At 56.9% G+C, this 23526-nt stretch carries 23 protein-coding genes, 1 tRNA gene and 1 pseudogene; 8 read left to right on the top strand and 17 right to left on the bottom strand.

Annotated features, from left to right (window positions below):
• Positions 1 to 67: 67 nt before the first annotated feature.
• Positions 68 to 222: pseudogene (locus ACQG0S_RS19040) on the top strand (porin family protein); the annotation flags it as partial.
• A gap of 275 nt (positions 223 to 497) precedes the next feature.
• On the opposite strand, the gene ACQG0S_RS19035 reads toward ACQG0S_RS19040, so the two are convergent.
• Positions 498 to 1208 (bottom strand): hypothetical protein, encoded by a 711-nt coding sequence (locus ACQG0S_RS19035; RefSeq protein ID WP_022649452.1) that lies wholly within the window; start codon positions 1206 to 1208, stop codon positions 498 to 500.
• Between the two features lie 71 nt (positions 1209 to 1279).
• Here ACQG0S_RS19035 and ACQG0S_RS19030 point away from each other — a divergent pair, with 71 nt between their 5' ends.
• Positions 1280 to 1534: a hypothetical protein gene (locus tag ACQG0S_RS19030; RefSeq protein WP_022649451.1), complete on the top strand. Its 255-nt coding sequence runs from the start codon at positions 1280 to 1282 to the stop codon at positions 1532 to 1534.
• Positions 1535 to 1726: 192 nt separating this feature from the next.
• On the opposite strand, the gene ACQG0S_RS19025 is transcribed toward ACQG0S_RS19030, so the two are convergent.
• Positions 1727 to 1802 (bottom strand) — tRNA-Ile (locus tag ACQG0S_RS19025).
• Positions 1803 to 1926: 124 nt separating this feature from the next.
• Between ACQG0S_RS19025 and mug the strand changes: the two genes are divergently transcribed.
• Positions 1927 to 2433 (top strand): G/U mismatch-specific DNA glycosylase, encoded by a 507-nt coding sequence (gene mug / locus ACQG0S_RS19020; RefSeq protein WP_023298636.1) that lies wholly within the window; start codon positions 1927 to 1929, stop codon positions 2431 to 2433.
• 102 nt (positions 2434 to 2535) lie between these two features.
• Here the strand turns inward: mug and rpoD are convergent, their stop codons facing one another.
• From rpoD to rpsU, 3 genes are all read right to left on the bottom strand, one after another.
• On the bottom strand, positions 2536 to 4380 hold the full coding sequence (gene rpoD, locus ACQG0S_RS19015) for an RNA polymerase sigma factor RpoD (RefSeq protein ID WP_006812010.1): 1845 nt from the start codon (positions 4378 to 4380) through the stop codon (positions 2536 to 2538).
• Between the two features lie 153 nt (positions 4381 to 4533).
• Entirely contained in the window at positions 4534 to 6279 is a 1746-nt protein-coding gene (gene dnaG, locus ACQG0S_RS19010) for a DNA primase (RefSeq protein WP_003862574.1), read from the bottom strand.
• Positions 6280 to 6394: 115 nt separating this feature from the next.
• The gene (gene rpsU, locus ACQG0S_RS19005; RefSeq protein ID WP_001144069.1) at positions 6395 to 6610 is read right to left on the bottom strand and encodes a 30S ribosomal protein S21; all 216 of its coding nucleotides are present in this window, start codon (positions 6608 to 6610) and stop codon (positions 6395 to 6397) included.
• 236 nt (positions 6611 to 6846) lie between these two features.
• On the opposite strand from rpsU, the gene tsaD reads away from it, so the two are divergent.
• On the top strand, positions 6847 to 7860 hold the full coding sequence (gene tsaD, locus ACQG0S_RS19000) for a tRNA (adenosine(37)-N6)-threonylcarbamoyltransferase complex transferase subunit TsaD (RefSeq protein ID WP_155024452.1): 1014 nt from the start codon (positions 6847 to 6849) through the stop codon (positions 7858 to 7860).
• An 87-nt stretch (positions 7861 to 7947) separates the two neighbouring features.
• Here tsaD and ureG read toward each other — a convergent pair whose 3' ends face one another.
• From ureG to plsY, 10 genes are all read right to left on the bottom strand, one after another.
• Positions 7948 to 8565, bottom strand: coding sequence for an urease accessory protein UreG (gene ureG, locus ACQG0S_RS18995; RefSeq protein WP_023298635.1), 618 nt, complete (start codon positions 8563 to 8565; stop codon positions 7948 to 7950).
• 9 nt (positions 8566 to 8574) lie between these two features.
• Complete coding sequence (locus ACQG0S_RS18990) at positions 8575 to 9249, bottom strand: urease accessory protein UreF (RefSeq protein ID WP_155024451.1); 675 nt, start codon at positions 9247 to 9249, stop codon at positions 8575 to 8577.
• Positions 9249 to 9788, bottom strand: coding sequence for a HupE/UreJ family protein (locus ACQG0S_RS18985; RefSeq protein WP_003862561.1), 540 nt, complete (start codon positions 9786 to 9788; stop codon positions 9249 to 9251). Before ACQG0S_RS18985 ends, ACQG0S_RS18990 begins: the two co-directional genes overlap by 1 nt.
• 9 nt (positions 9789 to 9797) lie before the next feature.
• Entirely contained in the window at positions 9798 to 10262 is a 465-nt protein-coding gene (gene ureE / locus ACQG0S_RS18980) for an urease accessory protein UreE (RefSeq protein WP_045308003.1), read from the bottom strand.
• A gap of 9 nt (positions 10263 to 10271) precedes the next feature.
• Positions 10272 to 11975: an urease subunit alpha gene (gene ureC, locus ACQG0S_RS18975; protein ID WP_023298631.1), complete on the bottom strand. Its 1704-nt coding sequence runs from the start codon at positions 11973 to 11975 to the stop codon at positions 10272 to 10274.
• Positions 11968 to 12282 carry an urease subunit beta gene (locus tag ACQG0S_RS18970; RefSeq protein WP_022649443.1) on the bottom strand — a complete coding sequence of 105 codons (315 nt, stop codon included), beginning with the start codon at positions 12280 to 12282 and terminating at the stop codon, positions 11968 to 11970. The genes ureC and ACQG0S_RS18970 overlap by 8 nt, the downstream gene beginning before the upstream one ends.
• 10 nt (positions 12283 to 12292) lie before the next feature.
• Positions 12293 to 12595, bottom strand: coding sequence for an urease subunit gamma (locus tag ACQG0S_RS18965; protein ID WP_003862556.1), 303 nt, complete (start codon positions 12593 to 12595; stop codon positions 12293 to 12295).
• Between the two features lie 10 nt (positions 12596 to 12605).
• Positions 12606 to 13433: an urease accessory protein UreD gene (locus tag ACQG0S_RS18960; RefSeq protein WP_048965602.1), complete on the bottom strand. Its 828-nt coding sequence runs from the start codon at positions 13431 to 13433 to the stop codon at positions 12606 to 12608.
• A 155-nt stretch (positions 13434 to 13588) separates the two neighbouring features.
• A complete protein-coding gene (locus ACQG0S_RS18955) occupies positions 13589 to 15055 on the bottom strand; it encodes an MFS transporter (protein ID WP_048965603.1) in 1467 nt (488 codons plus the stop codon).
• Between the two features lie 91 nt (positions 15056 to 15146).
• Entirely contained in the window at positions 15147 to 15761 is a 615-nt protein-coding gene (gene plsY, locus ACQG0S_RS18950; RefSeq protein WP_048965604.1) for a glycerol-3-phosphate 1-O-acyltransferase PlsY, read from the bottom strand.
• A gap of 107 nt (positions 15762 to 15868) precedes the next feature.
• On the opposite strand from plsY, the gene folB reads away from it, so the two are divergent.
• Both folB and bacA read left to right on the top strand, forming a co-directional pair.
• A complete protein-coding gene (folB, locus tag ACQG0S_RS18945; RefSeq protein WP_023298628.1) occupies positions 15869 to 16246 on the top strand; it encodes a bifunctional dihydroneopterin aldolase/7,8-dihydroneopterin epimerase in 378 nt (125 codons plus the stop codon).
• A gap of 98 nt (positions 16247 to 16344) precedes the next feature.
• On the top strand, positions 16345 to 17166 hold the full coding sequence (bacA, locus tag ACQG0S_RS18940; protein ID WP_003862545.1) for an undecaprenyl-diphosphate phosphatase: 822 nt from the start codon (positions 16345 to 16347) through the stop codon (positions 17164 to 17166).
• A 13-nt stretch (positions 17167 to 17179) separates the two neighbouring features.
• On the opposite strand, the gene ACQG0S_RS18935 is transcribed toward bacA, so the two are convergent.
• The gene (locus ACQG0S_RS18935; RefSeq protein ID WP_023298627.1) at positions 17180 to 18421 is read right to left on the bottom strand and encodes a multifunctional CCA addition/repair protein; all 1242 of its coding nucleotides are present in this window, start codon (positions 18419 to 18421) and stop codon (positions 17180 to 17182) included.
• Positions 18422 to 18481: 60 nt separating this feature from the next.
• The gene (locus ACQG0S_RS18930; RefSeq protein WP_001303390.1) at positions 18482 to 19102 is read right to left on the bottom strand and encodes a TIGR04211 family SH3 domain-containing protein; all 621 of its coding nucleotides are present in this window, start codon (positions 19100 to 19102) and stop codon (positions 18482 to 18484) included.
• A gap of 237 nt (positions 19103 to 19339) precedes the next feature.
• Between ACQG0S_RS18930 and ACQG0S_RS18925 the strand changes: the two genes are divergently transcribed.
• Both ACQG0S_RS18925 and glnE read left to right on the top strand, forming a co-directional pair.
• The gene (locus tag ACQG0S_RS18925; RefSeq protein WP_048965605.1) at positions 19340 to 20641 is read left to right on the top strand and encodes an inorganic triphosphatase; all 1302 of its coding nucleotides are present in this window, start codon (positions 19340 to 19342) and stop codon (positions 20639 to 20641) included.
• Between the two features lie 21 nt (positions 20642 to 20662).
• Positions 20663 to 23518: a bifunctional [glutamate--ammonia ligase]-adenylyl-L-tyrosine phosphorylase/[glutamate--ammonia-ligase] adenylyltransferase gene (glnE, locus tag ACQG0S_RS18920; protein ID WP_048965606.1), complete on the top strand. Its 2856-nt coding sequence runs from the start codon at positions 20663 to 20665 to the stop codon at positions 23516 to 23518.
• Positions 23519 to 23526: the final 8 nt, after the last annotated feature.

Genomic DNA, 23526 nt, shown 5'->3' with positions numbered 1-23526 from the left:
TCGCCCTGCCGATCGCGATGATCCTGGCTACCGCTCTGGCGGCAAACAGAAAGAGCACTTAGGCGGTGAGCGTCTGTATGTCGACCGGGGCACTATTTCGATATGGGTAAGATCGACAGTGGATATAACAACTATGCGAACATGCGTGGCTTAAAGGATGAGCAGATGAAGGCGCATATTGTCTCTAACGAATTTACGCTGGGCATGTGTTACGTGTTTTAACCTGTTGTGAATATCACTGCTTTAAAGCAAGGCCAACACCGTGGGAGTGTGGGGCTGGCTTTTTTCTTGTGCGCATGTGGCATGTGGGGTTCCTGATTTCCATCAAAACCAACGATTATGTTTTACATAAAAATAGGTAACGATGATGATCCATGTCAGGGTAAGAATACCAAAATAGTCAGGGATGAAACGCGCAAAAAGATAAGCACCAGCAACGATGAGCGCTATAGGGATATAATAAATATATGATTGCAAAAACCATAATATTGCTCGTTTCATCTTCTTAATAACTCATATAAAGCATCGCCGATTATTTCCTCATTGTTGCCACCTGATTCAATTTGATAAATTATTTTTGTCATTTGCGGTTCAATAAGAAAGTAAAGCATCTCCAGATTCTGTTGGTACAATGCCTGGTAATATGCAGAGTCCTGAAATTTGAGCTTATTAGCTGCTAGCGCCGCCACCTGTGCTTTCGAATAGATTATAGCACCGTTAACATACATTGATGATAAAGAATTAACCATTCTGATATGCGACTCGTGAAAATCGCCGCTACTGATTATCAGCTTTGCAATAGTTAAGGACAGCGCTAGTTTGCTAGATTTCTCAGCGTACTCATAAGCCTTATCGCCTAATTCCTTTTTAAGAAATGCAGCGAGATTGTTACTTTTTTGCTCTCCCAGTCTTTTGAGAGTTTTCTGAAAGTAAATCTCAACCATATCAAGAGCAACATCGTTTCGGTTATAGATTTCGGCAAGTGCTAATGTGAGACGGCGGTCTTCATTTATTAGCTCGCGACAGGTATTGCGGTAGTAATCGTCTGGTATCAGGCACGAACCATAGTTAATTATACGTTGTGTACCAAGCTTTAGATTTTCGATAGCACTCATATTGGTAGCTTGTATTTCTCGCAATGCTTTGGTTAGCGCCAGGGCTAGATTCCTTTCTGATTGCAACTTCATTTTTGCATAGCCGTCTGCCATTGTAATTTCCCTTGTTGTAACATTACCCTGTCAATAATTGATCATCATTGTCATAGGGGGCAAGGAAGAAAATGAAAAAAAGCGGTAGAGTGGCAATTTATGTTCTAGTGGTGATTATTTTCTTTCTAACTATTCCAGAGATCGTCGTTCGTGTACTCACTCCGGAGCAGTTTGCTCGATTGGGTGATTTTACAAGCTTTGGTGGCTTGTTTAGTCATATCCTTTCTTTATTGATTTTCCTTGGCTTAGCTTCAATTCTGCTGGGCATACTCGCCATTTTTGTAACGAAAAAAATTTACCGCCATGTCACTCGATACAAAAGCTAATCTTCAAAACTGATCCACAAGGCGGCAGGTGAGGGGGGAGTTAAGTGTGTTCTGATCTGCGTCATACAATTGGGGTCTGGATCGAGATCGGGTTCAGTTAAGATGCCATGTAACGATAATGGAACACTGTCAGTTACATAGAAAAAGCCACTCGTTAGAGTAGCTTAATTATATGATTCTAAAGCTAAAATTTGGTGGCCCCTGCTGGACTTGAACCAGCGACCAAGCGATTATGAGTCGCCTGCTCTAACCACTGAGCTAAGGGGCCGTGGCGGTGAATTATAAAGTAACTCCCCTCATCAATCCAGCCATTCACACCTGCCTGCTGTTTTTATAAACAACGCATAATCAATCCTTTATACTTATCTTAAGATGCATAGACAGGAGTAGAGATGATCAACGATATTCTGGCCCCTGGCCTACGGGTGGTGTTCTGCGGAATCAACCCGGGCAAGTCCTCGGCGCACACCGGTTTTCACTTTGCTCATCCGGGAAATCGCTTCTGGAAGGTGATCCACCAGGCCGGTTTTACCGACAAACAGCTTAAGCCGGAAGAAGAGCAGCAGCTGCTGGATACGCGCTGTGGCATCACCATGCTGGTTGAGCGTCCAACGGTGCAGGCGAGCGAAGTAAATCTGCATGAGCTGCGTACTGGCGGGCGGGAACTGGTGAAGAAGATTGAAGACTACCAGCCCGCGGCGCTGGCGATCCTCGGCAAGCAGGCCTACGAGCAGGCGTTCAGCCAGCGCGGTGCGAAGTGGGGTAAGCAGAACATTACCATTGGCGTAACGCAGGTTTGGGTGTTGCCGAATCCGAGCGGGCTGAACAGGGCGACGCTGGACAAGCTGGTGGAGGCGTATCGGGAACTTGATGAGGCGCTGGTGGTGAGGGGGCTTTAGCTCCTCTGCGGCCTGATGCCCTCACCCTGGTCCTCTCCCACAGGGAGAGGGAATAAACAAAAAAAAAGCTCCCGATTGGGAGCTTTTTGCTGTTTACATGGGTTAGTCGTCCAGGAAGCTACGCAGCACTTCAGAGCGGCTCGGATGGCGCAGCTTACGCAGCGCCTTCGCTTCGATCTGACGGATACGTTCGCGGGTCACGTCAAACTGTTTACCCACTTCTTCCAGCGTGTGGTCGGTGTTCATATCGATACCGAAACGCATACGCAGCACTTTCGCTTCACGGGCGGTCAGGCCAGCCAGCACGTCGTGCGTAGCGGCACGCAGGCTCTCGGTGGTGGCAGAGTCCAGCGGCAGCTCGAGGGTAGTATCCTCGATGAAATCACCCAGATGCGAATCTTCATCATCACCGATTGGTGTTTCCATGGAGATTGGCTCTTTAGCGATTTTCAGCACTTTACGGATCTTGTCTTCCGGCATCAGCATGCGTTCAGCCAGCTCTTCCGGCGTCGGCTCGCGACCCATCTCCTGCAACATCTGGCGAGAAATACGGTTGAGCTTGTTGATGGTCTCAATCATATGCACCGGAATACGGATGGTGCGCGCCTGGTCTGCGATAGAGCGGGTGATCGCCTGACGGATCCACCAGGTAGCATAGGTGGAGAACTTGTAACCACGACGGTATTCAAACTTATCTACCGCTTTCATCAGACCGATGTTGCCTTCCTGAATCAGATCCAGGAACTGCAGGCCACGGTTGGTGTATTTCTTGGCGATAGAGATAACCAGACGTAAGTTCGCTTCAACCATCTCTTTCTTCGCACGGCGGGCTTTTGCTTCACCGATGGACATACGACGGTTGATGTCTTTCACCTGCTCGATGGTCAGGCCGGTCTCTTCTTCAATCTGATGCAGCTTTTGCAGGCCGCGCTGTACGTCTTCTTTCACGTCGTGCAGCTTTTCAGACCACGGCTTGTTCATCGCGATAGCGGCGTTGAACCAGGTTTCGCTGGTTTCATTGCCGGTGAAGAGGGTGATGAAATTCTTCTTCGGCATTTTGCACTGTTCAACACACAGCTTCATGATGATACGTTCCTGGGTACGTACGCGATCCATCATCACGCGCATGCTGTTCACCAGGTAGTCGAACTGTTTTGGCACCAGGCGGAACTGTTTAAACACTTCCGACAGCTTCAGGATCTCTTCCTGAGCGGCAGCATGGCTGCGGCCTTTCGCTTTGATGGTGTCACGCGTCACTTCGTACTGAGTACGCAGCTCGGCAAACTTCTCGCGCGCCAGTTCAGGGTCGATGCTGTTGTCGTCGTCGCTGCTGTCGTCGTCTTCTTCTTCATCTTCGTCTTCGTCGTCATCCATCTCTTCCTGAGACAGCTCAGAACCGACGTGAGTGGCGGTTGGCGCCATATCTTCTTCAGCGTTCGGGTCGACAAAGCCAGTGATCAGATCGGACAGACGCGCTTCTTCCGCTTCAACGCGATCGTACTGCTCCAGCAGATAGGTAATCGCTTCCGGGTATTCGGCAACAGAGCACTGAACCTGGTTGATCCCGTCTTCGATGCGTTTTGCGATGTCAATTTCGCCTTCGCGGGTCAACAGTTCAACGGTACCCATTTCACGCATGTACATGCGGACCGGGTCAGTGGTACGCCCGATTTCAGATTCCACGCTGGACAGTACCTGTGCAGCAGCTTCTTCCGCATCTTCGTCAGTGTTGTTGGAGGTTTCAGCCAGCAACAGATCATCGGCATCCGGTGCTTCTTCCATCACCTGAATGCCCATGTCATTGATCATTTGGATGATATCTTCGATCTGATCTGAATCGACGATATCTTCCGGCAGATGGTCATTGACCTCGGCATAGGTCAGATAGCCTTGCTCCTTACCGCGTTGGACAAGAAGTTTCAGCTGTGACTGCGGGTTTTGCTCCATAAGACGGTATCCACACTTAATTCGTTTGATTGGTGTCGGCGATAGGGCTGCCAACCTTTAAAGCGAGGGCGTACTTATATTTTTGCCGCTGCCTCTCAGTGCGGCTGCCGGGGGCTTCCCGATCGATATTCGGCACTTAAGCCGTTAAATTTTTTATTTCTTCGCCAGTTCCTGGTTAATCATCCAGAGCTCCCGGCGTTCTTCGCTGCTTAAGCCATGGGTGCGCTCGCGAGCTATCAACTCTTCCTGGCGCAACTCAAGCATCGAATCAAACATATGGTTGAGTGAGTCGGTGAACGTTTTTTCTGCGATATCCTTATCTGCTATATCGTCCCACATCGACAGTTTTTCAAGGGTAGCGGCCTCTTTTGTGCCGCGATAATGCTCTAAAAGTTGTCCGGTGGTCAGACCTGGCTGCGACAAACAAGTGTTGACCAATTCTGAAAATAAGCCAAGTCCGGGCAATTTTTCGTGGTTCAAACCCGCCAGTGACGGCACTTGCGGAGCAAGTTCGGGGTTTTGCACCAGCAACCCTATCAGTATACGCATGGTTGTGCGTTTTAGCTGAGGCGCGGGGCGTACCGTGCCGTTTTCAGCCTGTTTAGGCATTAAACGTTCAAGCTGGCTGTCATCCAGAATGCCGAGCTTGTTGCCTAACTCCTGACGCAGATAGATGCGCAGCGTTTCGCCGGGCACCTGGCTGATTAACGGCAACGCCAGCGTGCTGAGCTGCGCGCGCCCGTCAGGGGTACTCAAATCCACCTGCGGCATCAGGCTGTTAAACAGAAACGTGGAGAGCGGCTGAGCCTGCTCCATCCGCGCTTCAAATGCCGCTTTGCCCTCTTTACGCACCAGCGTATCCGGGTCTTCACCGTCGGGCAGGAACATAAAGCGTAGCTGACGCCCGTCGGTCATATACGGCAACGCGGTTTCCAGCGCTCGCCAGGCGGCGTCGCGTCCTGCGCGGTCACCGTCGTAACAGCAAATCACGTTGTTGGTGACGCGGAACAGCAACTGGATATGGTCCGCCGTGGTGGACGTTCCCAGCGACGCAACGGCATAGTTAATGTCGTACTGCGCCAGCGCAACAACATCCATATAGCCTTCGACGACCAGAAGACGCGGAGGTTCCGCATTATCCTGCTGTGCCTCATAAAGACCGTAAAGCTGGCGGCCCTTATGGAAAATATCGGTTTCCGGGGAGTTAAGGTATTTCGGCAGGGCATCACCCAGCACGCGACCACCAAAACCTATCACCCGGCCACGCTTGTCGCGGATCGGGAACATCACCCGTTCACGGAAGCGGTCGTAGCTTCGTCCCTGGTCGTTGGTGACCAGCATGCCTGCGTCGATGAGGGATTTACGATCTTCGCTATTGCCGCCAAAACGCTTTAACACGTTGTCCCAGCCGGGCGGGGCGTAACCAATAGCGAAACGCGCAATCACATCGTCGCTCAGTCCGCGCTTGTTCAGATACTGACGCGCAGGCTCAGCCGCAGAGTGCTTAAGAGACTGTTGGTAAAACGAATTCAGGCCATCCATCAACTGATATAGCGTTTGCCGCTGATGGCGCTCGATCTGACTTGGCCCACTGCCTGCTTCATACGGCACTTCAAGGTTATGCATCGCCGCCAGCTCTTCGACGGTTTCAACGAACTCGAGCTTATCGTAGTTCATCAAAAAATCGACGGCATTACCGTGTGCGCCACAGCCGAAGCAATGGTAGAACTGCTTTTCACCGTTTACGGTGAAAGAGGGGGTTTTTTCGTTATGGAACGGACAGCACGCATGGTAGTTCTTGCCCTGCTTTTTTAGCTTCACCCGCGCGTCGATGAGATCGACGATGTCGGTTCTGGCAAGCAGGTCATTGATGAAAACGCGTGGGATTCTTCCGGCCATATGCCCCAAAAATTTAAGCGACTTATAAACGAAAACAAGCCGCGCATTCCTTCCGGAAGCACGGCCTTACGACTACAACTCTGTCTGTCAATTGAGGGCTGTGGCCCTCAACAGATTAGTACAGACGAGTACGGCGTGCGTTTTCGCGAGCCAGTTTCTTCGCGTGACGTTTCACAGCGGAAGCTTTAGCGCGCTTACGTTCGGTCGTTGGTTTTTCATAAAACTCACGACGACGAACTTCAGCCAGAACACCTGCTTTCTCGCATGAACGTTTGAAGCGACGCAGTGCTACGTCGAACGGCTCGTTTTCACGTACTTTAATTACCGGCATGTAACTCTCACCTTTAATAAATTCGGTTTGCCGCTGGCATCAACGCCAGCTTATTTCAAAATGGTGCGGAATTTTACTGCAAATGCTGCTGCTTTGTAAAGCACCGATGCGATTTTGAAAGGGACTTTTATAAGGGGGAAGAGTATACACGAGGCTTCTTCCTGGGGCGAACAAAGTTTTACATCAACCCGCCCAGGCTCTACACTGCGCGGTATTGAAACGAGGTAAAACAAGTCATGCGTGTACTGGGTATTGAAACATCCTGCGATGAAACCGGCATCGCGATTTACGACGACGAAAAAGGGCTTCTGGCCAACCAACTGTATAGTCAGGTGAAATTGCACGCTGACTACGGCGGCGTCGTGCCTGAACTGGCCTCTCGTGACCACGTGCGTAAAACGGTTCCCCTGATTCAGGCGGCACTGAAAGAGGTCGGGTTAAGTGCAAAAGATATTGATGCCGTGGCCTATACTGCAGGACCGGGCCTGGTTGGCGCGCTGCTGGTCGGCGCAACGGTAGGGCGTTCGCTGGCCTTCGCGTGGGACGTTCCGGCCATTCCGGTTCACCATATGGAAGGACATCTTCTGGCTCCGATGCTGGAAGCCAATCCGCCAGCGTTCCCGTTTGTGGCGCTGCTGGTCTCCGGCGGTCATACGCAGCTGATTAGCGTAACGGGTATTGGCAAGTATGAGCTGCTGGGCGAATCGATCGACGACGCGGCCGGTGAAGCCTTCGACAAAACCGCCAAGCTGCTTGGCCTGGATTATCCTGGCGGCCCGATGCTGTCGAAAATGGCCGCGCAGGGAACGGAAGGGCGCTTTGTCTTCCCGCGTCCGATGACCGATCGTCCGGGGCTGGATTTTAGTTTCTCCGGTCTGAAAACCTTCGCGGCGAACACCATTCGCAATAACGACGACAGCGAGCAGACGCGTGCCGACATCGCCCGCGCGTTCGAAGATGCGGTGGTGGATACGCTGATGATCAAGTGCAAGCGTGCGCTGGATCAGACGGGCTTTAAGCGCCTGGTGATGGCCGGTGGCGTGAGCGCCAACCGTACGCTGCGCGCGAAGCTTGCCGAAATGATGCAAAAGCGTCGTGGGGAAGTGTTCTACGCGCGTCCGGAATTTTGTACCGATAACGGGGCGATGATCGCCTACGCCGGGATGGTGCGCCTGAACGCTGGCGCCACGGCTGACCTGAGCGTGTCCGTGCGTCCGCGCTGGCCGCTGGCGGAGCTGCCTGAGGCGTAAGTCTTTTGCCCGGTGGCGCTGCGCTTACCGGGTCTGCAAAAATCGTAGGCCGGGTCAGGCGAAGCCGCCACCCGGCAATAAACCGCACTACATCCGCAGCATCCCTTTCTCTTCCAGAAACGCAATGATCGTCGCCAGCCCGTCACCCGCCTTCAGGTTGGTAAAGGTCCACGGACGCTCGCCGCGCATGCGATTAGTGTCGCGCTCCATTACCTCCAGGGACGCCCCCACGTACGGCGCGAGGTCGGTTTTATTGATCACCAGAAAATCGGATTTGGTGATCCCCGGCCCGCCTTTGCGCGGGATTTTTTCCCCCTCGGCCACGTCGATCACGTAGATGGTGAGGTCCGCCAGCTCCGGGCTGAAGGTCGCGCTCAGGTTATCCCCGCCGCTTTCGACGAAGATCAGATCCAGATTGCCGAACTTCTCGCTCAAGGCTTCCACCGCTGCCAGGTTCATTGAGGCATCTTCGCGGATGGCGGTGTGCGGACAGCCGCCCGTTTCCACCCCTACGATGCGCTCTGGCTCAAGCGCACCCGCCTCGGTCAGGATGCGCTGATCCTCTTTGGTGTAGATATCGTTAGTCACCACCGCAAGATGATAGGTGTCGCGCATCGCCTTGCAGAGCGCTTCCAGCAGGGCGGTTTTGCCCGACCCTACCGGGCCGCCCACGCCAACGCGCAGGGGATGTTTGTAATCAGCCATATTGACTCCTCAGGAACGGAATAGTCGTGAATATTGGGTTTCGTGGCGTGCGGAGGCGATGGCGGACAGCGGCGTAGCTGCCCCCAGCGCGTCGTCGCCACGTAAAAATGCCTGTTCAAACCCGGCGGCAAAATGGTCGCTCAGGTCGATAATCAGCTGTTGTGCGGCCTGCTGCCCAAACGGCACCAGCTTGACGCCCGCCATCACCGCGCTCTCAATCCAGCTGTAGCCGAGGCTCAGCGCCAGCTCGCGCGCGCTAATGCCCCAGCGCACGCCGAGCCACGCCATACCGCCGAGCTGGCTCTGCATCAACAGCGGCAGCCATTCTGGCAGGCAGGCGGGTTCCCAGCTTTTAACCAGGCGCGTAAAGGCCGCGCCGCGGTTGCGTTCTTCCTCGCGCAGTTCGCGCGTTTCCCGACAGGCGAGCAGGTATGCCGTCCAGCGTTTTGCTGCCGCGACGTCCTGCTTCTCGCAGGCATGATACAGGCGGATAAACAGCGGCAGGTCGACGCAGAAAAAGCTCTGCTCCATCTGCTGGATCTGCCAGCGCCTGAAGGCCTCAGCGTCCGTGATCCACCCGGCCTCGACAGCCCACTCCAGCCCCTGTGACCAGGTAAACGAACCGACCGGCAGGCTACTGCTGGAGAGCTGCATCAGGCGCAGCCGCTGGCGGGCGTGCTCCATCAGCTCATCAACGCCAGCAGGGCAGAGACGATCAGCCCGCCGCCGAAGGTTTTACGCAGGCCGTCGTGACGGCGCAGCAGCAGCCCTGCCGCGAAGCTGGCGCACAGCACCGTGGCACTGGCTAACATAAATCCGCTGGTAAAGAGCCAGAAGCTGTGGCCGGACATCTCCACGCCGTGCGCCCAGCCATGGAACATCGCCAGGGCTGGAACCGCCAGCAGCAGGCGATTTTCAGTCTTAAACATCATCACGCCGCAGACCGCCAGCGAGGCGATAATCAGCATCTCCATGCCGCTAAAGCCGCCGAGCAGGCTGCCCGCAACGGCGCCAGCCAGCATCATGCCGAGCGTTGCTAACGGCAGCAGCAGCTTGCGGCCGCTCAGGGCGGACAGCACGCCAGCCCCCGTCAGCATCAGCAGGTGATCCAGCCCGGTCAGCGGATGGAGAAAACCTGCCTGAAAGCTGTCGGTCCCGTGACCGGGATGGGCAAGCGCCGGAACGGAAAAGGCCAGCAGAAACAACGGCAAATACTTACGCATGATGAGTCCTTAATGTGAATGAGCGTGGGAGTGGCCATGGCTGTGGGCATCGCTGGTGTAAGCGCCCGCTTCCGGTTCAAAGGGCAGGCTGGCGAAGGTCACCTCCAGCCCGAACTGACGTAGCATGTCGTCGAGAACGTGATCGTGGTGGTAGCGCAGTTCGCCGGGCATGATTTGCAGCGGTACGTGGCGGTTGCCCAGGTGATAACAGGCGCGGGCGAGCAGGAAAGGGTCGGCGCAGCGCACCACGGAAACCGACTCCGGGGCGGCGATCACTTCGATCACTTCGCTGCCGTCGTCGGTAGTCAGCAGGTCGCCCCCGCGCAGCAGCAGGCCGCGCGGCAGCATTAGCCCGGCTTCGCGGCCGTCGTTCAGCGCCACGCGGGCGCGGCTTTTTACCCGCACGTCAATCGGCAGCGTAACGCTGGCGGTGACGGGGTGCGCGTGGTCCAGGCGTTGGGTTAAATAAATCATCATCACTCCTCAAAACAGAAAATAGCGTTGCGCCATCGGCAAAACTTCTGCCGGTTCGCTGGTGATCAATTCGCCGTCGACGCGAACCTCATAGGTTTGCGAGTCAACGGTGATATTCGGCTGTAAATCGTTGTGGATCATGTCGGCCTTTTTCACCGTCCGGCAGCCTTTCACCACTGCGGTGGCGCTTTGCAATCCGAGCCGCTGCGGAATGCCGCTGGCATCAGCGGCCTGCGAGACAAACGTTAGCCGCGTGGCGTGGCGTGCGGCACCAAGTGCACCAAACATCGGGCGGTAATGCACCGGCTGCGGCGTGGGGATCGAGGCGTTGATGTCGCCCATTGGCGCGCAGGCGATCATCCCGCCTTTGACGATGGTGGCCGGTTTGACGCCAAAGAAAGCGGGGGACCAGACCACCAGATCCGCCAGCTTGCCCGCCTCAATAGAACCGACCTCATGGGCGATGCCGTGGGTAAGAGCCGGATTAATGGTGTATTTGGCGACATAGCGCTTCACGCGGAAGTTGTCGTTCTCGCCTGTCTCTTCCGGCAGTGCGCCGCGCTGCACCTTCATGCGGTGCGCCACCTGCCAGGTGCGGATAATCACTTCCCCCACGCGGCCCATGGCCTGTGAATCTGACGAGGTGAGCGAGAACGCGCCGATATCGTGCAGCACGTCTTCGGCGGCGATGGTTTCCCGACGAATACGGGATTCCGCAAATGCCACGTCCTCGGCGATATCCGGGTCGAGATGGTGACAGACCATCAGCATGTCCAGGTGCTCGTCGATGGTATTCACCGTGTAGGGCAGCGTCGGGTTGGTGGAGGAGGGCAAAATATTCGGGTGCGCGCAGGCGGTGATGATATCCGGCGCATGGCCGCCGCCCGCCCCTTCGGTGTGGAAGGTGTGGATGGTGCGCCCGGCGATGGCAGCCAGCGTGTCTTCGACAAAACCGGACTCGTTCAGCGTGTCGCTGTGCAGCGCCACCTGAATATCCATCTCTTCAGCGACCTCCAGCGAGCAGTTGATTGCCGCAGGCGTCGCGCCCCAGTCTTCGTGGATCTTAAGCCCGATAGCGCCTGCCGCGATCTGCTCGCGCAGCGCGTCCGGGTTTGAACCGTTCCCTTTGCCCAGCAGGCCAATATTCACCGGCAGCGTATCGGCGGCCTGCAACATGCGGGCGATATACCACGGCCCCGGCGTGCAGGTGGTGGCGTTTGTACCTGCCGCAGGGCCGGTGCCGCCGCCGATCATGGTGGTGACGCCGGAGACCAGCGCCTCTTCCGCCTGCTGCGGACAGATCCAGTGGATATGGGTGTCGATCCCGCCAGGGGTGACGATCTTCCCTTCGGCGGCGATCACTTCCGTTGCCGCGCCAATCGGGATCGTCACGCCGGGCTGGATGTCCGGGTTTCCGGCTTTGCCGACGGCGAAGATCCGCCCATCTTTTACGCCGATATCCGCTTTCACGATCCCCCAGTGATCGACGATCAGCGCGTTGGTGAGCACCAGATCCACGCAGTCGTCGGCGGTCATCTGCCCCTGACCCATGCCGTCGCGGATCACTTTTCCGCCGCCGAATTTAACCTCTTCGCCGTAGATCGTGAGATCGTCCTCCACTTCGATCCACAGCTCGCTGTCGGCCAGCCGCACTTTATCCCCGGTAGTGGGGCCGAACATATCGGCATACGCCTGGCGTGAAATCTCAGCCATGTTTCACCTCGCCCATGACCTCGCCGCGAAAACCGAAAATGCGCTGCGCGCCCGTCACCTGCACCAGCGCCACTTCCCGCTTCTGGCCGGGCTCGAAGCGCACGGCAGTACCGGCCGGGATGTTGAGTCGGTAACCTCGGGTGGCTTCGCGATCGAATTTCAACGCCGGGTTGACCTCGTAAAAGTGGTAATGCGAGCCGACCTGGATCGGCCTGTCGCCGTGGTTTTCCACGATCACACTTCGGGTTTCGCGCCCGACGTTGAGCGCAATGTTGCCGGACTGGATCCGGTATTCGCCTGGGATCATCACGCGCTCCTTACACGATCGGATTGTGGACGGTGACGAGCTTGGATCCGTCCGGGAAGGTGGCTTCCACCTGTATATCCGGGATCATCTCCGGCACGCCCTCCATCACCTGATCGCGCGTCAGGACGTGGCGGCCGGCTTCCATCAGCGAGGCGACGGTTTCGCCATCGCGCGCGCCTTCCATAATAAAGGCGCTGATCAGCGCGACCGATTCCGGGTAGTTGAGCTTTACCCCGCGCGCGAGGCGGCGTTCGGCAACCAGCGCGGCGGTGAACAGCAACAGCTTGTCTTTTTCTCTGGGAGTCAGTTCCATAGCGTTTCTCTTATGTCTGCCAGATACGCGGCGAACAGGCGGTTTTGGGGGTTAAAAGCGGGCGAAGCGACTGCCAGATATCGCGCATCACCCGCTGGCAAATGAGGTTGTCGTGGGAGAGAAAACGCACCGACAGCAGGTCGTCGGTGAGCGTCGCCCCGCCAAAGTTTTCCAGCGGGGCGAGCCGCTCGCGCACTGTATCAAGATGAGCTTCCCGGGCCGGGTAGAACAGCAGCGTGCCGACCCACGGATGGCCTGCGACGGGCGACAGATCGCCATCGTTAAGATGCAGTCGCTCAATCAAACGCGGCTCGCCATCCACCCACACCTCAAGGCGGCTCTCCAGCGTGCCGTGGCTGAAGGATTCGTTTATCACCGGACGGCCCAGACAGTACAGCTCCCACGCCAGCAGCGTGCTGGTGGCCTTAAGGTGGAAGACGGAACGCAGCGCGGCGTTAGCGCCGGGGAAAATTATGGTGTCCTGCGGCAGCCACTCCAGCGTGGCCTCTTCGTCGAGGTAAAAATGCTGATTCAGACAGGCCAGCGGGCCGCTGCTGCGATAGAACTTGCTGGCGCCGGGCATGGTGATGAGGGCATGGCTTTTGGCGTCGAGCCGCACGGAAATATCCAGCGTATCCCCGCCCACAATCCCGCCTGGTGGATGCAGCAGGTAAAGGTGACAGGTTTCCCCTTCGGGATAAAACGGGCGCTGAACGGTGAGCGGCCCGGTGTGACGCGCGGAATGGAGGAGGGTTTTCTCAGGGGTATAACAAAACTGGAGGGCAAGCGTGGCCTGCCAGCCTTTGTATGAATTATCAGTGACCTGAGTTGCTAACATGGTGCTTCCATTTCCACACTATCGGGGTACGTTTCAGTATGCCCTGGCGGAAATGAAGGCTGTCATATGAGTCGCTTATGGATAAAAAACCGGCTCATGTGAGCCGGTTTCAGTAATGTAGGCCGGGTAAGCGCAGCGTCACCCGGCAAGAAAGGTTAACGATAATCCTCTGCATCCACATCATACCCCGACGGCTCCCAGCGGATCGCCAGCAGCGATACCAGGCCGATAAACGGCGCCAGCGCAATCACCCAGAACACGGCGGTATCCAGCGACGCGACCAGTAGCGGGAACAGAAACAGTGACAGCGTTGAACTACTGCGCATCAGCGTCTGGTTAAGCCCCACGCCCACGCCGCGCAGCGAGGTCGGGTAGCTCAAGGAGGCAAACGTCATGGTATGCGCACCCGGACCAAAACCCTGGCCAAACAGGAACAGCGCCAGCATCGCGACGGCGACCACGCCTTCCGTGGCCCCGTCAGGGCGGCCAATCAGCGCCAGACCGAGCAGCGCCACCAGCTGGCAGGCGTAACCCGCCAGTGACATCCGCCACGCGCCGAAGCGCGGAACATAGCGCACTGCCAGCAGCCCGCCGACAAACGCAAACAGCAGGTTAAGCGCCAGCGAGATCAGAATGGTGGTCAGCATCGACTGCACAAAGAAGCTGGAGATGATCACCGGCAGGCCAAAGGCTACGGCGTTATAGGCGAACGAGGAGACAACCGACAGCAGCGTGGCGAGCGTGGTACGCCGCAGATAGATACCGCGGAACAGATTCAGGTAGTTCGACCATTTTGCCTTATTGACCACCGGCACGGGCTGGTCAAGCGCATCCTGCGGCACGTGGGCATTAATGTTGTACGACTGCCGCAGGATGGACGCCGCCTCCTTCAGATTGCCCTGATTCGCCGCCCAGACCGGGGATTCGCTCATATAGCGGCTGCGGATGGCGATAATCACCAGCGCGGGCACCGCGCCGAAGCCAAGGATCAGACGCCAGAGCCAGTCGCTGTGGCCTTCCGGCAGCACGGCGTAGAAGAAGAGCACCAGAAGATAAGAGATGCTGATGGCCGCATACCAGGTGGGGCACCACATTGCCACGCTGGAGGCTTTATTCCCCGGGCCTTTCAGCCTGGCGAACTCGCTGAGAAACGCCATCGCCACGGGAAGGTCGATCCCGACGCCAAGACCCATCACAAAGCGTGCGCCCGCCAGCACATATTCGTTCGGAGCCAGCGCACAGGCGATGGCGGCGACGACAAAGAACACCATGTCGGCCATAAAGACGCGGTAGCGCCCGATTTTATCCGTAAGATAGCCGCCGAGCAGCGCCCCGACAATGGCACCAAAGGTAATGGCTGAAGCCACCATGCCGGTACCAGCGGGCGTCAGGTTAAATTCGCGGGTGATGTCTTTGATGCCGAATGCCAGCGCGCCGAGATCGTAGGCATCGAGAAAAATTCCCCCGAGCGCGATACCGACCACGATGCGGGCATTGGCCCGGCCCTGAGAGCCGTCATTAACGAGACGTGAAACGTCCGATGCGCTGCGTACCCACTTGATGTCGCCATCCGGGGTGTTTCCTGCCGTTGGGAGGGGAGTTGTGTCTGTGATTTCTGCCATTTTCTTTTATGTGGTTGTGTTGTGTACCTAACAGTTACCACAGGCAGAAGGGGACAAAAATCACATTTGGTTATAAGGCATAACGAACGGTTTAATGAGCGTCTTTCTTTTTACGCTTGAGCTTCGTCCAGATTTTGGTTTCCTGGCGACGCCACAGGCGCTGAATGTTGTCATGATGACGCAGCAGGATCAGGCACGAGAGCATCGATACCGGGAAGGTAAACTGCGGTTTGAACCACCAGACATAAAACGGAGCGATCAGCGCGCTGACGATGGCACCCAGCGATGAATAGCCGCTCAGCAGGATGGTCAGCAGCCAGGTGCCCGCCATCACGCCAGTGAGATCCCAGCCGATCGGCGCAATCGCGCCAAACGCGGTTGCAACGCCTTTACCGCCTTTAAAACCAAAGAAAACGGGCCAGATATGGCCGACGCAGGCGGCGATAGCAATCAGACCCAGCCAGAAGGGTGTGACGCCCAGCGCATACGCACCCCAGACGGGGAGCATTCCTTTCAGAACATCAAAAATCAAAACCGCTACGGCTGCTCCCTTGCCGCCAATTCGTAGTACATTGGTCGCCCCCGGATTCCCGGAACCACTTTCACGCGGGTCAGGCAACCCGGCGATGCGGCAGACCAGAATGGCGCTGGAGATTGAGCCGCAAAGGTAGGCGAGGATAATCATTCCAGGCGCGATTGCACTCATAACGCTGTTCCGTTTTGAAAATGTATCTGTATTCTCAGCATCTGTGGATAATACGCATAATTCGCCGGAAGTGGTATCCGGTTTAGCCAAAAAGCAGGCAGGTCGTGATGGATATTGTATTTATAGAGCAACTTTCGGTAATCACCACAATTGGTGTTTACGACTGGGAACAGACCATCGAGCAGAAACTGGTGTTCGATATCGAAATGGGCTGGGATAACCGCAAGTCAGCAAAAAGCGATGATGTGAATGACTGTCTGAGCTACGCCGACATCAGTGAAGCGGTAGTTGGCCACGTGGAAGGGCAACGATTTGCGCTGGTGGAACGCGTGGCGGAAGAGGTAGCGGACCTGCTACTGAGCAAATTTAACTCCCCGTGGGTGCGCATCAAACTAAGCAAGCCGGGCGCGGTGGCGCGCGCCGCCAACGTGGGCGTGATTATCGAGCGTGGCACAAATCTGAAAGGAAAAGATTTAACGTCATAATAGCTAAACCATTTTAGGTTATATCGGTCTTAAAGCTGTATCTTTCACGGTTGTCCGCGTGGGACACCGTTTTTTTATATCTTTTTAGGGGTTTATAGATGAGCGATATGCACTCGCTGCTGGTGGCGGCAATTCTGGGTGTGGTCGAAGGATTGACGGAGTTTTTGCCGGTGTCCAGTACGGGCCATATGATTATCGTTGGCCATCTCCTGGGCTTTGAAGGCGATACCGCAAAGACGTTTGAGGTGGTGATTCAGCTGGGCTCTATTCTGGCGGTGGTCGTCATGTTCTGGCGTCGTCTGTTTGGTCTGATCGGCATCCACTTCGGGCGTTTACCGCAGCGTGAAGGAGAGGGCAAGGGGCGCCTGACGCTGATTCATATTCTGCTGGGGATGATCCCGGCGGTAGTGCTGGGGCTGGTGTTCCACGACACCATAAAATCGCTTTTCAACCCGATTAACGTGATGTACGCGCTGGTTGTCGGCGGCTTCCTGCTGATTGCCGCCGAAGTGCTGAAGCCAAAAACCCCGCGTGCAGAAGGTCTGGACGATATGACGTATCGCCAGGCGTTTATGATTGGCTGCTTCCAGTGTCTGGCGCTGTGGCCGGGCTTCTCCCGTTCAGGGGCAACCATTTCCGGCGGGATGCTGATGGGCGTGAGCCGTTACGCGGCGTCTGAGTTCTCGTTCCTGCTGGCGGTACCGATGATGATGGGCGCCACCGCACTGGATCTCTACAAAAGCATCGGCTTCCTGACCGTAGGCGACATTCCGATGTTCGCCGTGGGCTTTATCACCGCCTTTATCGTGGCGCTGATTGCCATCAAAACCTTCCTGCAACTGATTAAGCGTATCTCGTTTATTCCGTTCGCGATCTACCGCTTTATCGTCGCGGCTGCCGTGTACGTGGTCTTCTTCTGATGACCGACCGCCCTCAGTCTTTCGGCTGAGGGCAACGTTTTTCCTTCCACGCCGCAACCGCATCAATCCGCCGTTTCGTCAGCTCTTCGCGGATCTCCGGGCCTTTAAACCCTGCCTCCACCACCTCTTTCGTTGGCACCGCTTTTGCGATTTCCCACGCCTCGCGCAGCAAACGACCCTGCGGATAATCGGACGCTTCAAACCCGGTACGGCCGCGCACGTCCGCTTCGCTGGTCAGCGCAATTTGCTCCACGCGCTGCGGCTTGCGCCAGGCGTCGATGTTATCGAACAGCCTGACGATGGTGGCGGGTTTCAGGATCGGGAAGGTGTGGATCAGGTCGTGGAACTCGGCGACCAGTTTTGCCAGATCGCGAATGTCATTCGGCACGCGCAGGCGCTGGCAAAGCCCTTCAACCAGCTTTACGCCAGCCGGACCGTGCCCGTGGTGGCGTGGCCACAACTCCTTTGGCGTTAAACCTTTGCCGAGGTCATGGCAGAGGGTGGAAAAGCGCACGTCCACTTCAGGGCTGAGCATGGCGGCCATGCTCAGGGTCATCAGAGTGTGAATGCCGGTATCAATTTCCGGGTGCCATTTCGCCGGGGCGGGCACGCCAAACAGCGCGTCTATTTCCGGGAACAGCACTTTCAGCGCCCCGCAGTCGCGCAGAACCTGGAAAAAGACCTGTGGGTTGCGGGTGGTCAGGGCGTTTTCGGTCTCTTTCCAGACGCGTTCTGGCGTCAGGTGTTCCAGCTCGCCCGCGTCGGTCATGGCCGTCATCAGCGCCATCGTCTCGTCGGCGATACGGAAGCTCAGATGGGCATAACGGGCGGCAAAACGCGCCACGCGCAGTACGCGAAGCGGATCTTCAGAAAAGGCGGGGGAAATATGGCGTAAAAGACGATCGCGCAGATCGTTCTGGCCGCCGTAGGCGTCGATGATATGTCCGTTTTCGTCCTGCGCCAGGGCGTTAATGGTGAGATCGCGGCGCAGTAAGTCCTGCTCCAGCGTGACATCCGGCGCGGCATAGCAGGTGAAGCCGGTATAACCGGAACCCGATTTCCGTTCGGTACGCGCCAGGGCGTACTCTTCGCGGCTTTTCGGATGGAGGAACACAGGAAAATCGCGGCCTACCTGCTGGTAGCCCGCGTCAATCATCGCTTCGGGCGTGGCACCGACCACGACCCAATCTTTATCTTTGACCGGCAGACCTAATAACGCATCACGTACCGCACCACCGACCAGATAACTCTTCACGCCAACACTCCCGTTTTCTCTTTTCGCAAGATGATACGTAAGTGTGGCAGAGAAGACGAGTTAGTTCATCCAGCGGTCTTTACGTTTACGGCTTGGGATAAGGTGAGGAAGCACCAGACCCAGCACCAGACCGACGCCCAGTACGCCGCCGCCATACATAAACCACTGCATGATGATGGTGCGTTGTTTGTCATCCAGCTGTAGATTAGCGGCGTTTACTTTCTTCTGTGCGACGATCAGCTCGTTTTTCAGCTTCTGATTTTCGTCTTTCAGACCGGCGATCACGCTGTCGCTTTGCGCCACTTTCTGCTGCATCTCTGCGGTGCGCTGGTTCCAGGTACCGTCAATGTTGTTCAGCTTATCGGTCAGGGTTTTCACCTGATTTTCCAGATCCGGCACGCGGGTGCGCAGGCTTGGCACTGTGCTTAGCTCTTTCAGCGGGATCCATGAGGTGCGGCCAGAGCTGTCACGAACCTGACCGTAATTGGTGTCTGCGTTAGTTTGCAGCAGAGTCACTTCCTCGCCGGCATTTACCGTACCCACGAGGCGATAATTGTCTCCAGGGCCGCTGCGTACCCAGGTATTCAGTTCATCAGAAACGTAACGTTTCTCTTCAGCGTGGACCGCGGTTGCGGCGCTAAAAGCGAGTAAAGTAAGTCCAATCAGGCGTAATTTAAGCATATCAGTCGTTATTTTCATAAAAAGTGGAACGATAGTAGTGGTATCAGTGTCGCTACGCAAAGGATTCATCATCAATCGGAATCATCTGTGTCATGATTTCCACCGCTTTAAACTTTTACGCCCGTCAAATTGCTCATTGCGTGGCAATTTGGCGCAAAATACTATGTACTGACAAACAAATGGCGAGGAAGTTCGCCTTCATCGACGCGTCTGTGACGCACGCAAAAGTACAAGGCTATGGCACAAGAGATCGAATTAAAGTTTATCGTCGAAAAAGACAGCGCTGACGCGCTCCGCCAGCATCTGAACACGCTGTCCGGCGAGCACCATGAACCCGTACAGCTGCTCAACATCTATTACGAAACGCCGGACAACTGGCTGCGCAACCACGATATGGGCCTGCGCATCCGTGGTGCGAACGGGCGCTACGAGATGACGATGAAAATCGCCGGTCGCGTGGTGGGCGGTTTGCACCAGCGTCCGGAATACAATATCGACATCAGTAAGCCAGAACTTGAGCTGGATCGTTTTCCGGCGGAAGTGTGGCCGGAAGGGACGCTGCCCGCAACGCTGTCGGCAGAGGCGCAACCGCTGTTCAGCACCGATTTCTGGCGCGAGAAATGGCTGGTGACGGAAGGCAAGAGCCGTATTGAGATCGCGTTTGATCGGGGTGAAATTAAGGCTGGTGAAGAGCAGGAGCCGATCTGCGAGCTGGAGCTTGAACTGCTGGAAGGCGACGCGAGCGACGTGCTGAAGCTGGCGCGCAAGCTGGTAAACCAGCCTGGCCTGCGTCAGGGCAGCCTGAGTAAAGCGGCGCGCGGCTATCACCTGGCCGCCGGGAATGCGCCGCGCGTGCTGCGAGAAACCCCGATTCTGCGCGTTGTGCCGAAAGCCTCCGTTGAGCAGGGCATGGAAGCGGCGCTGGAGCTGGCGCTCTCTCAGTGGCAGTACCACGAGGAGCTGTGGGCGCGTAACGTGAAAAATGCCAAAAAACAGGTGCTCGCTGCTATGGGGCTGGTGCGTCACACCCTGGCGCTGTTCGGCGGTATTGTACCGCGTAAAGCCAGCGCTCACTTACGTGATCTGCTCACTCAAACCGAAACGCTGATGCTTTCTGACGTGTCGGCACAAACGGCGATCTACAGCCCGCAAAACGCCAGCGCGAAACTGGCGTTGACCGAATTTCTGGTGACGCGCGGCTGGCGCATTTTCCTCGATGCGAAAGGGCAGACTAAAATCGCGGAAAACTTCAAACGTTTTGCGGATATCCACCTCTCCCGTCACGCGGCCGAGCTGCGAACCACCTTCGCGCATCCGCTGGGCGATCAGTATGGCGATCAGCTTCCCCGCCTGGCGCGTAACATCGACAGCATGTTGCTGCTGTCAGGTGCGTATGAGGGCGTGAAGGCGCAGGCCTGGCTGGAGAACTGGCAGGGGCTTAAGCATGCCATCGAGACCCGTCAGCAGATTGAGATCGAGCATTTCCGCAACGAGGCCATTTCGCAGGATCCGTACTGGCTGCACAGCGGAAAACGTTAATTCTGGCAAGGAACCCCTGATATGCCGCTTTCTTCGCAGTTACAGCAGCACTGGCAGACCGTTTGCGAACGCCTGCCTGAGTCGTTACCCGCGTCATCGTTAAGCGAGCAGGCGAAAAGCGTGCTCACGTTCAGTGATTTTGTGCAGGAGAGCGTCAGCGCTAACCCGGACTGGCTGGCAGCGCTGGAAAGCGCGCCGCCGCATGCTGACGAGTGGCGGCATTATGCTGGCTGGCTGCAAACCGCGCTGGCAGAGGTGGCAGATGAACCCACGCTGATGCGCGTTCTGCGTCAGTTCCGCCGCCGGGTGATGGTACGCATTGCCTGGGCGCAGGCGCTGGAGCTGGTGAGTGAAGAGAGCACCTTGCAGCAGTTGAGCGAGCTGGCGCAGACGCTGATCGTCGCCGCGCGGGACTGGCTCTACGCCGCCTGCTGTAAAGAGTGGGGCACGCCGTGCAGCGAAGACGGGGTTCCGCAACCGCTGTTGATTCTGGGGATGGGCAAACTGGGCGGCTGCGAGCTCAATTTTTCCTCAGACATCGACCTGATTTTTGCCTGGCCGGAGAACGGCACCACGCGCGGCGGTCGTCGCGAGCTGGACAACGCCCAGTTCTTTACCCGCCTGGGGCAACGGCTGATTAAGGCGCTGGATCAGCCCACCCAGGATGGTTTTGTCTACCGCGTGGACATGCGTCTGCGTCCGTTTGGCGACAGCGGGCCACTGGTGCTGAGCTTTGCCGCGCTGGAAGATTATTACCAGGAGCAGGGGCGCGACTGGGAGCGTTACGCGATGGTCAAAGCGCGGATCATGGGCGACAGCGACGATGCCTACGCCAACGAGCTGCGCGCCATGCTGCGCCCGTTCGTGTTCCGCCGCTACATCGACTTTAGCGTGATCCAGTCCCTGCGAAATATGAAAGGGATGATTGCCCGCGAGGTGCGTCGCCGTGGCCTGAAGGACAACATCAAGCTCGGCGCGGGCGGCATTCGTGAGATCGAATTTATCGTCCAGGTCTTCCAACTGATACGCGGCGGGCGCGAACCTTCTCTGCAATCCCGCTCGCTGCTGCCAACGCTAAGCGCTATCGATCAGCTGCATCTGCTGCCGGAAGGCGATGCGCAAACGCTGCGTGACGCTTATCTCTTCCTGCGTCGTCTGGAAAATTTGCTGCAAAGTATCAACGACGAACAGACCCAGACGTTACCGGGCGATGAGCTGAACCGGGCGCGTCTGGCCTGGGGGATGCGGGTGGATGACTGGGCGGCGCTGACGGAACGGCTGGAAGCGCATATGGCGGGCGTGCGCCGCATCTTTAACGATCTGATCGGCGACGACGAAAGTGAATCGCAGGACGATGCGCTCTCCGAGCACTGGCGCGAACTGTGGCAGGACGCGCTTCAGGAAGATGACACCACGCCGGTGCTGGCGCACTTAAGCGACGATGCCCGCCATCGCGTGGTGGCGTTGATTGCTGATTTCCGTCTCGAACTGAACAAACGCGCCATTGGCCCGCGCGGTCGGCAGGTGCTGGATCATCTGATGCCGCATCTGCTGAGCGATGTCTGCTCCCGCGAGGATGCGCCGGTGCCGCTGTCGCGCATGATGCCGCTCCTGAGCGGGATCGTCACGCGTACCACCTACCTTGAACTGTTAAGTGAGTTTCCCGGCGCGCTGAAGCATCTGATTTCCCTTTGCGCCGCCTCCCCGATGGTGGCGAACAAGCTGGCGCGTTATCCGCTGCTGCTCGACGAACTGCTCGACCCGAATACGCTCTATCAGCCGACGGCGACGGATGCTTACCGCGACGAGCTGCGTCAGTATCTGCTGCGCGTGCCGGAAGAGGACGAAGAGCAACAGCTTGAGGCGCTGCGTCAGTTTAAGCAGGCACAGATGTTGCGCGTGGCGGCGGCAGATATCGCCGGTACTCTGCCGGTAATGAAAGTGAGCGATCACTTAACCTGGCTGGCGGAAGCGATCATCGACGCGGTAGTCCACCAGGCGTGGGTGCAGATGGTGGCCCGCTACGGGCAGCCGAAGCACCTTGCTGACCGTGAAGGCCGCGGTTTTGCGGTGGTGGGGTACGGCAAGCTGGGCGGCTGGGAGCTGGGCTACAGCTCCGATCTGGATCTGATTTTCCTGCACGACTGTCCGGTTGACGTGATGACCGACGGCGAGCGCGAAATCGACGGGCGGCAGTTCTACCTGCGCCTGGCCCAGCGCATCATGCACCTGTTCAGCACTCGCACCTCATCCGGCATTCTGTATGAAGTGGATGCGCGTCTGCGCCCGTCCGGCGCGGCAGGCATGCTGGTTACCTCCACGGAGGCTTTTGCCGACTATCAGAAGAACGAAGCCTGGACGTGGGAGCATCAGGCGCTGGTGCGCGCCCGCGTGGTGTACGGCGATCCGCAGCTCAAAACGCAGTTCGATGCGATCCGCAAGGCGGTCATGACGACCCCGCGCGAAGGCTGTACGCTGCAAACCGAAGTGCGGGAAATGCGTGAGAAAATGCGCGCGCACCTTGGCAACAAACATCGCGATCGCTTTGATATCAAAGCTGATGAGGGCGGGATTACCGATATTGAGTTTATCACTCAGTATCTGGTGCTGTTGCACGCGCACGATAAGCCGAAGCTGACCCGCTGGTCGGATAACGTGCGCATACTGGAACTGCTGGCGCAGAACGACATTATGGATGAGCAGGAGGCGCAGGCATTAACCCGCGCCTACACCACGCTGCGTGACGAGTTGCACCATCTGGCCTTACAGGAACAGCCGGGCCATGTGGCGCTGGACGGTTTCACCGATGAACGCGCGCAGGTGACCGCAAGCTGGCAGAAGTGGCTGGTGGAACCGTGCGTAACAAAACAAGTGTGATATTATCA

This window comes from Enterobacter cloacae complex sp. 418I7, from assembly GCF_050030705.1.
GTDB lineage: Bacteria > Pseudomonadota > Gammaproteobacteria > Enterobacterales > Enterobacteriaceae > Enterobacter > Enterobacter intestinihominis.
Note: the sequence above shows the minus strand (reverse complement) of the source record. Positions and strands in the feature narration are given on the sequence as shown.